The following is a 13763-nucleotide window of genomic DNA, read 5'->3' as shown; positions in this document are numbered from 1 at the left end:
AATTACCTGCTTAGTTCCAGCACTTCCCTGATCCCCACTTCTTCTGTAAATGCAGCGTCGTGCGAAATCAGCACCAGCGTGCCCGGATAGGCCTGGAAGATTTGCGTCAGCATCCGGATGTTCTGGAGATCCAGGTTGTTGGTGGGCTCATCCAGGAAAATAATATCCGGTGCTTTGTTTTGCAGGCTCATGCTGCAAAGCGACAGGCGCAGCATTTCTCCGCCGCTGAGTACCGCACAGGATTTATCCCAGGTATCCGGTCCGAAGAGGAAATTTACCAGGGTGGTTTTTACCATAGACACTTCCAGGGCGGTATCATTGAAAGATAGCGCCTGCTGTAGTACCGTTTTGCTGCGGTCTACCAGCGTATAATCCTGATCCAGCAGGAGTCCGCGCTGAGGCGCCCGGTAAAGTGTACCCGTTGCCGGTGTGAGCTGTCCGAGCAGCAATTGCAGCAATGTAGATTTGCCACTGCCGTTCCTGCCCGTAATAGCAAGGCGATCGCCACTGCGGATAGTAAAAGAGAGCGGGGCCTGCCAGAGCATTGCTGCCGGTTTTTGTATTTCTTTATTATGGCCGGTTGCCGCAGGGGGAGTTGCCGGACTTTGTTCTGCCGGCGCCCATCCAAAGTTTACCGCATTGGCTTCCAGCAGCACTTTTCCCTTGTGCAGGTTGGATTGCTCAAAATAGCCCTTCATCATCCGTTGTACCTGTGTCATGGCGGACAATTCCTGCCATCCGGCCTGTAGTTCCGCCACTTTTTCCTGGTGTACCTCTTTTAATTTTGCGGTGGAGACTTCTGCGTTATTTTTTCGCGTATTCAGCAAAATTTTAGGCAGTCCGGCGCTTTTGAGGTGTTTCCTCGCCTGTGAATCGGCATGTTGTTTTCGCTCCATGGCTTCCTGCTGCTGTTTTTTAGCCTCTTTCAGCGTCTTTTCCTGGTGGGCAACTCGTTGCTGCAACGCGGCTGTTTCGATCGCTTTCTGTGCCGCGTAGAAGTCGTAGTTGCCGCCATAGGCCCGGATACCATCCGGCTGCAGTTCCCAGATAGGCTGGCAAAGTCGCAATAGCTGCTGATCGTGACTGACTACCAGTAAGCTGCAGGAAGTATGGGCGATCCATTCGTATAGCTGTTCCCGTGCTTTGTAGTCGAGGTGATTGGTAGGCTCGTCGAGCAGTACCACGGCAGGATCGAGGATATCGATGCCCGCGAGGAACACGCGTGTTTTTTCGCCTCCGCTGAGATTGGCCAGCAGTTGATCCGGCGGGATACTGGTAAGTCCCCATTTTTCAAGCGCCGCTTCGGTGCGGGCAGCAATATCCCAGTCGTCGCCCAGCACATCATACAGATGCGGATCGGTGCTGCCTTGCAGGATGGCGTCGAGCGCCTGTTGTTTTTCGGCTACACCGCAGGCCTGCGCTACCGTGAGCCCATTAAAATGCCCGAAGTGCTGCGGTACATAGTAAAAAGTGTCGTTGATCTTTACTGTACCGGTAGCTGGTTTTTCCTGGCCGGCAATGATTTTCAGCAGGGTAGATTTACCCACGCCGTTATTACCCGCAATAGCGGCTTTGTCACCTTTCTGCAGCGTGAAATGGATGTCCTGGAATAATATCTCCCGGGAGGGAAGCTGGTAACTGATATTTTGTACGCTGATTAGCATGTGGATTCGTTTTAAATGTAACAATCGGTGTAACAGGTAACGCCCTGTTGGCATGGCTGGAAATGAGGATAGTCATTTTCATGTCAGTAAATTTTGATGAAAAAATGCAGCGTATGCCGTAGCATCACTGAGATATAAATAAAAAGTAAGAAACGGAAAATAAACACGCCGGAACGGCATGTATCAGGCGGACGCCCGGTTTGATATGTAGATGATTATCACATGTAAGCACAAAGGTAGAAAAAAAATCTTAAATTTTAGGTGATATGTAACCGGATAACGACACTAGTATATAAAACCAGGCTCATATGCGTACTCAAGAAGATCAATGGTTGGAAAACCTGTACCGGCATACCCTGCCCCGTGTGGCCGCTATGGTATACCGGATGGGCGGCCACCTGGAGATGGCCAAAGACGTGTTCCAGGATGCGGTTATCATCTACCTGGAAAAACAACAGGCGCAAAAGCTGCCTCCCGGGGTGTCTGCGGAGGCTTATATTACCGGTATTGCCCGAATTCTCTGTATCCGGCAGTTGAAAAAATCCGGGCCGGAGCTTTCTCTTGATGAGATGACGGAAAATATCGGTGTGCCTTCCGATTATTATGCACCTCCGCCGGTAGCCCGGCCGGTGCTGGACTACATAAGATCCGCCGGAAAACGCTGTCTGCAGCTGTTGCAGGCATTTTACTACGATCAACATTCCCTGTCGGACATTGCGGCCGGTTTTAATTTTAAAACCCTGCATTCTGCCAGCGTACAGAAATACAAATGCCTGGAGAAAGTACGGGAACAGCTTAAACAATCAGACTATGCGGAAACTCTTAGCTGAAACACAGGAAATTGAGCAATACCTGCTCCACGAAATGCCCGCATCAGCGCGCCTGCTCTTTCAGGCCAGGATGCTGGTGGCGCCCGCGCTGCGGGAAAAAGTCAGGTACCAGCGTAAAACCCTGCAGCTGATCCGCTGGCTGGCAAGGGAAGAAAAACGCCGTAAACTCGACGATTTACTGGAGCGGTTAATGAAAGAATCTTCTTTTCACCATTCTATCACTTCTATTTTTAAATAATATGGCATTTCTGATCCCAACAGTCATCGACGGCGATAGTCGCGGTGCGTTTGATATATACAGTCTCTTGCTGAAAGAACGGATCATTTTCCTCGGCACCGCGATCGACGACCAGGTGGCAAACCTCATTGTAGCGCAGCTGCTGTACCTCGACAGCGAAAATCACCGCCCCATTAATATGTATATCAATAGCCCGGGAGGCGTGATCTACGCCGGCATGGCGATTTATGATACCATGAAAATGCTCAAATCACCGGTATCTACGATGGCAGTGGGTTTCACAGGTAGCATGGGAACTATTATTCTCACGGCAGGTGCTACCGGTCAACGGTATGCACTTCCCAATGCCACTATTCATATGCATCCCGCCGGAGGCGGCGCAAAAGGGTATACGGAAGATGTGCGGATTGCTTTTAATGAGCAGGAACGTTTGCAACAGAAAATATTCCGGGTGATTTCGCTGCAATCCGGTCGTACGGTGGAAGAAGTGGCACAGGCGTTTAAAAATGATCACTTCATGGATGCCGAAGAAGCGCGCGCATTCGGACTGGTAGATGAAGTACTGAACCCATCGGCTGCATTGCCTTTATTTCCGTTCCGCCAGGAATTATTGCCAGCCGCCGCCCAGCGCACGGTATAAAAACACCACCGCCTGTAATTGTTGCAGGTGGTCATTGATACGGCTCAATTGTGCGGACAACAGGCTTTGCTGTGCATTCAATACTTCCGTGTAATTGGCAAACCCATACCGTACCAGTTCCTGCGTGTAATCGACCGACAACTGCAGGTTCTGTAACTGCAATCGCCTGGAATTACCTTTCTCTGCAGCAGTCTGATAAGAAAATAATGCGTTGGATACTTCCTGCCCGGCAGTGAGTACTGCAGTGCGAAAATCAAGTGCGGCCTGTTGCTGTTGTTCCTGCGCTACTTTCAGCCTTGTCCTGTTAATGCCCTGGTTAAAGATGGGCTGGGTAAGTCCCGCCGTGAGGTTACTGATCCAGGAGCCGGGACCGGTGAGCGACAGATAGCTGGTATATCCGCCGGAGGCGCCAATGGTAAGCGCCGGATAAAAATAGGCGCGCGCCACATTGGTTTGTTCAAAGTAATACCGCAGGTTATATTCTGCCGCCTGTACATCCGGCCGGTTGGCCAGGAGCTGCGCCGGTACACCGGTTTTCAGCAGCATCACCGGATGCTGGTCGTCCATGCCGCTACGGGCAATTGGCCCGGGAACTTGTCCCAGTAGGAGATTGAGCTGGTTCTCTGTTTCGCGGATCGATTGTTTCAGATCGGGAATAGTCACTTCGGCGGCATACCTGCTGGCTTCACTCTGTACCACAGCGGCGCCGGTGACTACATCCGCTTTTTTCAGTTCCTTCATCACTTCCACGGTGGCTTTCCAGTTGACCACGGTTTGCTCCGTGATTTTTAGTTGCTGGTCCAGTGCAGTGAGGGAATAATAATTATTCGCAATATTGGCGATGAGCGCTGTTTGTACAGCCCTGGCGTTGGCATTGGCCTGTAGCAGCGATGCCAGGCTGGCGCGCCGGCTGCTGCGGAGTTTTCCCCAGATGTCTGCTTCCCAGGTAGCAGTAAGCCCCGCATTGTATACCTGCGGACTAACGGTTTTGCCTGTACGTTGTTGATTGGAGGCGCCTGCATAGGTCGCATTTACATCGCCGCTTACCGAAGGATATAAGGCCTGCCGGCTCTGTGAATAGCTGGCTTCCGCCTGGCGGATCCGGGATAAAGCCACCTGGAGATCCAGGTTATTTTTGATTCCTGTGGCAATGAGTTGTTGCAGCAGCGTATCCGTAAACATTTCCTGCCAGTGAACCGTGGCAAGCGTGTTGGTGTCTGAAGTGGCCACGTCACGGAACAGGTTATTGTCTGTGATCACCGGTGAGCGGTAAGGCTTTGTGATATGACAGGCGGTCATACATCCTATGATCAGAACGCTGTAGCAGATATATATGTAATGTCGACAATTCATGTTACCAGTTTTGAAATCTGCCGGAGCAGGACAATTGTTTAAGGTGCGGGTGCAGCAGCCGGTGGCTGTTCTTCTTCGTCCTCCTCTTTCTCCGGTGCACGTTTTATTTTTTCCTGTAAAGTCTGGAAGATGATAAACAAAGTAGGGGTGATGAAGATACCAAACACGGTACCTACCAACATACCGCCCACAGCGCCGGTACCGATAGAACGGTTACCGTTGGCGCCTGCGCCGGAAGCCAGCATCAGCGGAATAAGTCCGAGTATGAAAGCGAACGATGTCATCAGGATAGGCCGTAACCTTGCCTGGGCGCCGCTAACGGCAGCTTCGGTAATGCTCATGCCGGTGCGTCTTCTTTCTGCCGCATATTCTACAATCAATATCGCATTCTTTGCCAGCAACCCGATGAGCATGATCAGGGTGATCTGTACATAAATATTATTGCTCACGCCAAACAGCATCGCAAAGAGAAAGGCGCCGAAAATACCCACGGGAATAGCCAGCAGGATGGCAAACGGCAATACATAACTTTCGTACTGCGCACTGAGCAACAGGTATACGAAAATGAGGCAGAGCAGGAAAATAAAGATCGTCTGACTGCTGCCAGCCAGTTCTTCGCGGGTGATTCCTGAGAACTCAAATCCAAAGCCGGTGGGCAATGTTTCCGCCGCAGATGCCTGGATAGCCGCAATGGCTTCACCGGAACTGAAAGAAGCATTGGGTGTACCATTGATGCTGATGGAATTAAAGAGGTTAAACCGGGTGATGGCCTGTGGGCCGTAGGTTTGCGTGAGATGTACAAACTCTGTAACAGGTACCATCACACCTTCGCCGGTGCGAACGAATACCGCATTCAGACTTTCATCCGTCATCCTGAATTCCGGCGAAGCCTGCACCATCACGCGGTATTGCTGCCCGAACTGGTTGAAGTTGGAAGCGTAGATACCACCGTAGTAGCCTTGCATCGCATTCGTAATATCGGTTACATTCAATCCTGCATCCTTGATCTTCGGCACGTTGATATTCATCATGTATTGCGGAAAATTAGGATTGAAAGAAGTGGTCGCAAACTGAATCTCCGGGCGTTGGTTCAATACAGTCAGAAAGTCTTTGCTCACTTTATAGAAGTGCGCAATATCACCGCCGGTTTTATCCTGCAATTGAAAAGCAAAACCATTGGAAGCGCCGAAACCCTGTATGGTGGCTGGTGCAAAGAACTTGATCTCAGCCTCCGTCATATCCGCAGTTTTCTTATTCAGTTCTTTGATGATCTGCTGAATAGTTCGGCTGCGCTGATTCCAGGGTATCAGCCGCATTACCACCATGGCGTAGTTGCTGCCGGTGCCGGATAGTTGTCCACGGCCGGTAACTGCCAGCACGTTGTTGATTTCCGGGATGGTACCGGCGATTTTTTCAATTTTACGGGCCACGATATCGGTGCGTTGTAGAGAGGCATCGGGCGGCAGACTGATATTACAGTTGATCGTACCAAGATCTTCTTCCGGTACAAAAGCAGTAGGTGTCATACGCGCGAGCACAAATAACCCCACACAGAAAGCGGCGAGCACCAGTACCGGGATCCATTTATGCTTACCGAAGAAGCTGAGGGTACCTGTATATTTTTTTGTGAGTCTTTCGAAGCCCACATTGAACGCATGATAGAAGCGTTGCAGCAGGTTCATTTTCGTATGCTTCTCACCGTGGGGACGCAGGAAAATGGCGCAGAGCGCAGGGCTCAGCGTCAACGCATTAATAGCGGATAACACGATGGCGATAGCCAGCGTAAGGCCGAACTGTTTATAGAAGATACCCGAAGAACCACCGATAAAACTCACGGGGATAAACACGGCCGACATCACGAGTGTAATGGAAATAATAGCGCCGGAAATTTCATCGAGTGCGTCGATACTCGCTTTGCGGGCAGATTTATAGCCGGTATCGAGCCGGGCATGTACTGCTTCCACGATTACAATAGCATCATCTACCACAATCCCGATAGCCAGGATGAGGGCAAATAATGTCAGCAGGTTAATGGTGAAACCAAATAGTTTAAGAAAAAAGAAGGTGCCGATAATCGCCACAGGAACGGATATAGCCGGTATGAGCGTGGAGCGGAAATCCTGCAGGAAGATAAACACCACGATAAACACCAGTATAAATGCTTCGACAAGGGTATGTAATACTTTGTCGATCGAGGCGGTAAGAAAGTCATCTACGTTTTGCAGCACTACATATTTCACGCCTTTGGGAAACGTTTTGGAAGCGTCTTCCATTACCTTCAGCGTTTGCTGGATCACATCGCGGGCATTGGAGCCGGCTACCTGTGCCACGCTTACGGATACGGCAGGGTAGCCGTTGGTGCGGGTACTGTTGAAGTAGCTGAGGGCGCCCAGTTCAATACGGGCTACGTCTTTCAGTCGTAGTAAGCGGCTGCGCAGGTTGCTCCGTAATACGATATTACCAAACTGGGTGGTATCGATGAGGGTGCCGGGGTATTGGATGACGTATTGAAATGCCTGTCCACCGCTCTCACCAAACTGTCCGGGGGCCGCCTGGATATTCTGTTCAGCCAGGGCGGCGGTAATATCCGCAGGTACCAGTCCGTAAGAAGCCATGGCCTGGGTATTTAACCAGATACGCATGGAGTAGTCCATGTTACCGGAGGCAGAAGCATCGCCTACACCGGGAATACGTTTGATCACCGGGGTGATATTGATATCGGTGTAGTTCTGGAGAAAGGTCTGGTCGAAGGAGGGGTTGGTACTATACAGTGAAAAGATGAGCAGGTTACTGGTTTGCTTTTTCTGTACGGTTACGCCGGAGCGGGTAACTTCCTGCGGAAGTAAAGGCGTGGCGCGGGACACGGCGTTCTGCACGTTCACCGCTGCCATATTGGGATCGCTGCCTATTTTAAAGCTGACGGTAATATTGGCGGAACCATCGTTGCCGGCGGTAGAGGTAATATAGTCCATGTTCTCCACGCCATTGATCTGCTGTTCCAGCGGAATCACCACGCTTTTCAGTACCACATCGGCATTGGCGCCGCTGTAGGAGGTTTGCACCTGGATGGTGGGAGGCGCAATATCAGGATATTGGGAGATGGGTAAGGATACCAGTCCCAATATACCCAGCGTGACAATAATGATAGACACCACTGTGGACAATACCGGCCGCTCTATAAATCTTTTTAACATACTGTTTTTTTAAATGGATCAGAGGCTTTTGTACACGCTGTCGGCGTTCACGGCGCGGGGAGTGATCAGCTGATCTTCCCGCAGGTTGCTGATCCCGTCTACCACTATTTTATCGCCTGCTTTTACGCCGTGCTGTACCACGAACGATTGTCCTGCTGCACTGGCGTTGGAGCCGATGTCTACTGATTTCACTTTATTGTCGCTGTCCATTACATACACAAACAGTTTTCCCTGGATCTGGAAAGTTGCTTTCTGAGGTACCAGCAGGGCGGTGTCTATGGGTTGTGGAATGCGTACGATGGCGCTGCTGCCGCTGCGTACCAGTCCGTCCGGATTAGAAAAGGTAGCCCTCATATTGAGCGCACCGGTAGAAGGATTGATCAATCCGCTGGCCGTTTCCACGCGTCCCTGCCGGGGTAACGTGATGCCATTGGCCAGTACCAGTGTAACGGGTGGCAGTGTAGCCAATTTATCCTGCATGGTAGCGCCTTTGGAAGCCAGGAAGAAATCAAGTCCCTGTCTTTCGTTGATGGAGAAATAGGCGTAGATCTGCGTGATATTGGATACAGTGGTAAGCGGATTGGCGGTGGTACTGCTCACCAGGCTGCCGATCTTATAGGGTAGAATGCCTACTACGCCATCGGCCGGACTATAAATAGTGGTATAACTTAAATTGGTTTTAGCGTTGTTGTAGGCTGCCTGGGCTTGTGCCAGTGCGGCTTGTTTCGACTGGAGGGTGTAGGCGGCGGCTTCGAGTTCGTAGGCGCTGACAATATCTTTTTCTACCAGGGGTTTCACTTTGTTTACCTGCATCTGGGCGGAGTTTACATCTGCTACGGCTATTTTGATGTTGGCCGCTGCGGTGTTCACATTCTGTTCATATTGGGGCGCGCTGATGCGGAACAATAGCTGCCCTTTTTTAACGGTAGCGCCTTCGTCGATATAGATGGCATCTACATAGCCGTCTATTTTAGGCCGGATCTCAATGTTCTGGATGCCCATAATGGTAGCGGGGTAGTCGGCGTTGATGACCGCGTTCTGCGGTTTCAGGGTAATCACCGGGTACGGCTTGGGGGTGGCGTCTTTCGTGCCACTTTTATTGTTTTTACAGGCGCCCAGTAGAATCAGGAGAAGAAGAGCCATTGTAGACTTACTCATAGCATTTGACGGTTCGTTTAATAATACAGACAGCAATCAGGTACTTATGAGTAACTATCCGCCGGAATGGATTGTTCAAAAACCGGCGATAATTATTCCGTAGCTGGCTAACAGGGAGTTAGACGAACCCGGTATGCATTAGTTTATTATGACAGTGTTAAACACTGTTAAACCGGGTTGGAAGGTGGCGGTTTGTGCATGAAAAAGCCGGTTCACTGGACGTGGACCGGCTGTATGTATGTGGTTCCTGTAATGGTTATCAGCCCTGTTTAGGGTATTCATAATTGATCAGCCAGGAAATACCGAATTTGTCGTTCAGCATACCAAAGTAAGCGCCCCAGGGAGCTTTGCCCATTGGCATAATCGGTTGTCCGCCTGCTGAGAGGTTTGTAAACAGTTTATCGGCTTCTGCTTCGTTCTCTGCAGCAATAGCAATATTGAAAAGATCGCCGGCGGTACCTGGACCAAAATGTGCCGGACGGTCGCTGCCGAACAGGTAGGAACCGTGGCCAAGTGGAATAGACACGTGCATGATCTTATCTTTTTCGCCTTCTGCGCAGGTATTATCCATTTCGCCGAAACGGGTCAGCACTTCAAAAGGTACGCCGAATGCGTCTTTATAAAAGTTGAATGCTTCTTCACAATTGCCGTTAAAATTTAAATAAGGATTCACTGCTGCCATGATGTTATTTTTTTGTTTAGGAAGATGACTTAAAGGTACGTGGCTTCCGGGCATCATCAGGAGGGCATATACGCCAATAACAGGGTCAGTTGCGACAACCTGCCTATTCCCATTTAAACAGTTTGATGGAAAGGATGGAAATGATGGCGCCCCAGATGATCAGCCCTGCCATTTGTACCGGGATCTGCCAGATATGTAATCCTTCAAAGGCAATTTTTCGTAATCCGTCTACAAAAAAAGTAAGGGGCAGCATTTCACAAAAAGTGCGGAGCCATACCGGGTAATTATCTATCGGAAAAAACAGGCCGCACAGCAGGATCTGTGGTACGGTAAGCGTGTTGGCCACAGGTGCAATAGAGCTTTCATTGCGGATGATACCACTGATGATAAACCCGATGCCCATAAAAATGACCAGCCCGAAAACCGACAACAGCAACATTTCCAAAAAGGTGATCAGGCCATTTACGAGCGTGAAGTGGAATGCATAGTAGCCCAATGCGGTGATAATGATAAAGCAGATGATCTGGAACAGCAGGCGGCTGATCATTTCACCCAGCAGCAATGCCGCGCGACTGATAGGCGTAACGTATATGCGTTTCAGTACGAGGGTGTACCGCAGGTTGAATAATAAAAAAGCCGAACTGAATACGCCTGCCATGAGCAGGGAAAAGCCCAGCTGGCCGGGTAAAATAAAATCGATCTGCCGGTATACCCTGCCGGGAATATTTATTACCTGTATACTGGCGGGTAAGGGTTGATCCGGCAATACTTTCCGGTTTACCTGACTGGCAGCTTCCTGCAGGGCGGCCTGTATCAATGGCATCTTATCTGCTACGGCGCTGCTGCCGAGCAGGTCGGTGCCAAACTGGGGCACCCCGTTGGTAATAATGGGCGGGTGCAGGTACAAGATGCCGGCAATCCGTCCTTTTTTGAGATCGGCCAGCATAGCGGCGGAGTCGCTGCCATGAGAAAGGTCAAAGATGCTGATGGCTTTGACGGCGGCATACATCGGGCTGCTGGTATCGCTTTGCGGCGATAATACGATCTTTACCTTCACGGCGGTATTATCTACCATCGCGCCGAAAACGGTGACAAAAATAATGGGGAACAACAGGGCGAATACGACGGAAGTAGGACTCCGCAAAGTGGCAATCAGACTTGCCTTTGCCAATACCAACGCTGCTTTCAACTGACTATATTTCTTTGCCATATGCTGTTACCAGATAAAAGGGAGTAATGCTTTTCTGTTGGCCGGGTATTCCGGAAACTGTTGCTGGTACCACCGGTGATTGGCCAATGCACGGGGTACCAGGTTCGCGCAGGTCCAGATGAAAAAGGCCAGTGCCGGTAAACTCCAGGTAAGTAATGCGTAACCGCCCCATTCCAGAATCTCGCCGGTCAGGTTAGGAGAGGAGATATACCTGAAAAGGCCCACCTGAGGTATTTTATAACCGGTTTCGTGTTTTTTCCGGAGATGGATCAGCTGGTAATCGGAACGCCAGTTGATGAAAAGCCCGGTGAAGAACAGCAGGATACCGGCAATAAATGCTGGTGTGAAATACCAGTTGTCCGGATAATTTGCAAACACTGCAAACCAGATCCCCAGCAACGAACCATTCACGGTATTAAACAGCATAGCCGAGAGCATGATCACCACCGGCATTTTTTTGCCTTTGGTGCGTATCAGGAACGGATATACGAAACTGCGGTGTATATAATGCAGAAAGAAAAGACCGATCATTACACCGGAGGGTGAGTTCCACGGAAAGGTGCGGACGGGGATCCATACCAGGAAGGTGACCAGCACTGTGGCTTCCATGAAAAGCCAGCCCAGTTTGTTGGAGATCATGGGGCCCCATTGATCACTGCTGTAGCGGCCGTAGGGGGCATCTTTACGCAGCAGGTAGATGCCGGCGCCGATGCCGGTAGCTGCCCAGCAGCAGATAAAGAGCACGTAGTTGTGTAGTGGTAAATAGTTAATCATTTGATAGCGCCGGTTTGTCTGAACCAATCAATGGTATCACGTAAGGTTTCCAAAAAAGGGCGTGGGCGGAAATCGAGTTCGGCCGTTGCTTTTGAATGATCAATTTTTTTATTGCTGTAAATCAGGTTATACACCGACCGCCGCGTATAAAAAGGCGGTCCGCCGCTGATGGCTGCCAGCATTCTCACGATTGGCAGCAAACTGAACACCAGCCACAAAGGTACTACCCGCAGCGTTACCGGCCGTCCTTTTATCCGGCTTACTTCCTTGTGAAGGGTAACGAGGGAGGCCCATTCCCCGCTCAGCAGGTAGGCGCCTGGGCTACCCCGGTGCAGGGCGCTTACAATAGCGCCGGCTACATCCCGTACATCTACAAAATCAACCCCACCGGGAAAGAGGGCGGGTATTTTCCCTTTGTACATATTGATAACGGCTTTGCCGATCAGGGAGGGCTGCCGGTCGAACGGGCCCATGATGGCAGTAGGCGCCAGCACCACGACTTCCATACCATGCCCGTTATGTTCGAGTGCAATAGCCTGTGATACCGCTTTCGAGTAGTCGTATCCGTATTGTGTGGTTACTGCGGGAGCACGGTTTTCCGTCATAATAGTATCGTACGGTGCCTGGTTATAGGCGGTAACAGAACTGAGATGAATGAACCGTTTTACCCCGGCATGTTGTGCTGCTTCCGCCAGTAGACGGGTGCCGCCGGTATTGATGCGGAAGAGGTTTTCATCCGGTTTATCATCTACCGAAATCATAGCTGCCAGATGGATAACGGCATCAACGCCGGCCACGAGTTCATGAAGTGCGGCTGCCGCTAACAGGTGCCCCTGTACGAAAGTGAGTCCCGCAGGTGCATCGTCCGGGATCGCGCGCCGGGTCAGCAAACGAAGGGTATGTCCATCGGAAAGCAGTAGTGGAACCAACACCTGGCCTATATAGCCGGATGCACCCGTGATCGCAATTTTCATCTTTAAATATAAAATATAATCAACTAATAGGTAACGCTGATTAGTAGCAATGGTTGACTTTTTTTAATATTTGTATATATTTGTTCACGTACTGAATACCTATAGCCGAAGAAGTCAATGAAGTCGAAAATATATAAGCCACACCCTGCGCTGCAGGATTTTGTGAACTGTATAAGTATCTATGGGGTCGATTTTACCAAGACCCAGTCCCTGTCCAATATCTACCGGTTTGTACCTGCCTACCAGCGATATATCATTTTTTACCTGGAAGATCCTATCAAAGTATTAAAGCCCGGAAACGAAGCATATATCACCAAAGCCGTTTGCGTAACAATTGGTCCGCAGGACCAGGCCGTTACACTCGATATGGGTAACCGCCACCTGGCGCTGTGTGTTGCTTTTCAGCCCAGTGGTTTGCACCGGCTCCTGAAAGTACCGATGTCTGAAATGTATGAACAGGATTTTGATACCCGTTTATTCCTTGGCAGCGAGATTGAAGAAATCACCGAACGCCTGAAAGAAGCAGACGACTGGGACCATATGATCAGTATTATTGAATTTTACCTGCTGAAGAAGATCTCCAGGTTAAAACCTCTGCTGCCGGTAGATCAGGCCATGGCCGAACTGGTAAGCACCGGCGGAAATGTAACAATGGAACAACTGGCTTCCCTGGCCTGTCTGAGCCTGCGCCAGTTTGAACGCAAATGCACGGAGCGGCTCGGGATGCCGCCAAAACAATATGCCCGCCTGATCCGCTTCTGTAAAGCTTACCAGCTGAAAGAACAGTTCCCGCAAAAAACATGGACGGAAATAGCCTATAACAGCGGCTACTATGACCAGATGCATTTTATCCGCGACTTCAAAAAATTTGCGGGTATTACCCCTTCCTTTATTCATGAGGAAGAACTTAAAACCACGATACGCCTGCATAAAATCATGGAGTAAATCTGAAATATGTCGTTTTTGTACTATGATGAGGTGGTTAATCACGATAACTTTGCCTCCGTAATCAGTACACGACCTTTCACCATGAAGATTAACATCCC

12 protein-coding genes are annotated in these 13763 nt (G+C 50.1%); 4 read left to right on the top strand and 8 right to left on the bottom strand.

Translation table 11 applies throughout. From position 1 onward, the window contains the following. Positions 1–2 precede the first annotated feature (2 nt). Positions 3–1664: an ABC-F family ATP-binding cassette domain-containing protein gene (locus BMW79_RS20540; protein WP_177192263.1), complete on the bottom strand. Its 1662-nt coding sequence runs from the start codon at positions 1662–1664 to the stop codon at positions 3–5. Between the two features lie 308 nt (positions 1665–1972). Between BMW79_RS20540 and BMW79_RS20535 the strand changes: the two genes are divergently transcribed. From BMW79_RS20535 to BMW79_RS20525, 3 genes are read left to right on the top strand one after another with little or no spacing between them, the layout of a single operon-like run. Next, the gene (locus BMW79_RS20535) at positions 1973–2494 is read left to right on the top strand and encodes an RNA polymerase sigma factor (RefSeq protein ID WP_089897613.1); all 522 of its coding nucleotides are present in this window, start codon (positions 1973–1975) and stop codon (positions 2492–2494) included. Then, entirely contained in the window at positions 2475–2732 is a 258-nt protein-coding gene (locus BMW79_RS20530) for a hypothetical protein (RefSeq protein WP_089897611.1), read from the top strand. Before BMW79_RS20535 ends, BMW79_RS20530 begins: the two co-directional genes overlap by 20 nt. A gap of 1 nt (position 2733) precedes the next feature. Beyond that, positions 2734–3372 (top strand): ClpP family protease, encoded by a 639-nt coding sequence (locus tag BMW79_RS20525; protein WP_089897609.1) that lies wholly within the window; start codon positions 2734–2736, stop codon positions 3370–3372. Here the strand turns inward: BMW79_RS20525 and BMW79_RS20520 are convergent. From BMW79_RS20520 to BMW79_RS20490, 7 genes are all read right to left on the bottom strand, one after another. Beyond that, on the bottom strand, positions 3340–4725 hold the full coding sequence (locus BMW79_RS20520; RefSeq protein ID WP_089897607.1) for an efflux transporter outer membrane subunit: 1386 nt from the start codon (positions 4723–4725) through the stop codon (positions 3340–3342). The two genes, BMW79_RS20525 and BMW79_RS20520, sit on opposite strands and share 33 nt — an antisense overlap. Before the next feature lie 38 nt (positions 4726–4763). Further along, positions 4764–7919 carry an efflux RND transporter permease subunit gene (locus tag BMW79_RS20515; RefSeq protein WP_089897605.1) on the bottom strand — a complete coding sequence of 1052 codons (3156 nt, stop codon included), beginning with the start codon at positions 7917–7919 and terminating at the stop codon, positions 4764–4766. Positions 7920–7937: 18 nt separating this feature from the next. After that, complete coding sequence (locus BMW79_RS20510) at positions 7938–9077, bottom strand: efflux RND transporter periplasmic adaptor subunit (protein ID WP_089897604.1); 1140 nt, start codon at positions 9075–9077, stop codon at positions 7938–7940. Between the two features lie 259 nt (positions 9078–9336). Next, positions 9337–9759, bottom strand: coding sequence for a VOC family protein (locus tag BMW79_RS20505; protein ID WP_089897601.1), 423 nt, complete (start codon positions 9757–9759; stop codon positions 9337–9339). A gap of 103 nt (positions 9760–9862) precedes the next feature. Continuing rightward, the gene (locus BMW79_RS20500; protein ID WP_089897598.1) at positions 9863–10969 is read right to left on the bottom strand and encodes an ABC transporter permease; all 1107 of its coding nucleotides are present in this window, start codon (positions 10967–10969) and stop codon (positions 9863–9865) included. A 6-nt stretch (positions 10970–10975) separates the two neighbouring features. Beyond that, positions 10976–11743 carry a DUF1295 domain-containing protein gene (locus tag BMW79_RS20495; RefSeq protein ID WP_089897596.1) on the bottom strand — a complete coding sequence of 256 codons (768 nt, stop codon included), beginning with the start codon at positions 11741–11743 and terminating at the stop codon, positions 10976–10978. Beyond that, complete coding sequence (locus BMW79_RS20490) at positions 11740–12717, bottom strand: NAD-dependent epimerase/dehydratase family protein (protein WP_089897593.1); 978 nt, start codon at positions 12715–12717, stop codon at positions 11740–11742. Before BMW79_RS20490 ends, BMW79_RS20495 begins: the two co-directional genes overlap by 4 nt. 117 nt (positions 12718–12834) lie before the next feature. On the opposite strand from BMW79_RS20490, the gene BMW79_RS20485 reads away from it, so the two are divergent. Then, entirely contained in the window at positions 12835–13662 is an 828-nt protein-coding gene (locus BMW79_RS20485) for a helix-turn-helix domain-containing protein (protein ID WP_089897591.1), read from the top strand. Positions 13663–13763 lie beyond the last annotated feature (101 nt).

Source organism: Chitinophaga arvensicola, assembly GCF_900110835.1.
Taxonomy (GTDB): domain Bacteria; phylum Bacteroidota; class Bacteroidia; order Chitinophagales; family Chitinophagaceae; genus Chitinophaga; species Chitinophaga arvensicola.
This window is presented reverse-complemented; position numbering and strand designations above follow the sequence as displayed.

Excerpts from the sequence above, each read along its gene's own strand:
- BMW79_RS20540 (WP_177192263.1), bottom strand. The coding sequence starts at position 1,664 with ATGCTAATCAGCGTACAAAATATCAGTTACCAGCTTCCCTCCCGGGAG.
- BMW79_RS20535 (WP_089897613.1), top strand. The coding sequence starts at position 1,973 with ATGCGTACTCAAGAAGATCAATGGTTGGAAAACCTGTACCGGCATACC.
- BMW79_RS20530 (WP_089897611.1), top strand. The coding sequence starts at position 2,475 with ATGCGGAAACTCTTAGCTGAAACACAGGAAATTGAGCAATACCTGCTC.
- BMW79_RS20525 (WP_089897609.1), top strand. The coding sequence starts at position 2,734 with ATGGCATTTCTGATCCCAACAGTCATCGACGGCGATAGTCGCGGTGCG.
- BMW79_RS20520 (WP_089897607.1), bottom strand. The coding sequence starts at position 4,725 with ATGAATTGTCGACATTACATATATATCTGCTACAGCGTTCTGATCATA.
- BMW79_RS20515 (WP_089897605.1), bottom strand. The coding sequence starts at position 7,919 with ATGTTAAAAAGATTTATAGAGCGGCCGGTATTGTCCACAGTGGTGTCT.
- BMW79_RS20510 (WP_089897604.1), bottom strand. The coding sequence starts at position 9,077 with ATGAGTAAGTCTACAATGGCTCTTCTTCTCCTGATTCTACTGGGCGCC.
- BMW79_RS20505 (WP_089897601.1), bottom strand. The coding sequence starts at position 9,759 with ATGGCAGCAGTGAATCCTTATTTAAATTTTAACGGCAATTGTGAAGAA.
- BMW79_RS20500 (WP_089897598.1), bottom strand. The coding sequence starts at position 10,969 with ATGGCAAAGAAATATAGTCAGTTGAAAGCAGCGTTGGTATTGGCAAAG.
- BMW79_RS20495 (WP_089897596.1), bottom strand. The coding sequence starts at position 11,743 with ATGATTAACTATTTACCACTACACAACTACGTGCTCTTTATCTGCTGC.
- BMW79_RS20490 (WP_089897593.1), bottom strand. The coding sequence starts at position 12,717 with ATGAAAATTGCGATCACGGGTGCATCCGGCTATATAGGCCAGGTGTTG.
- BMW79_RS20485 (WP_089897591.1), top strand. The coding sequence starts at position 12,835 with ATGAAGTCGAAAATATATAAGCCACACCCTGCGCTGCAGGATTTTGTG.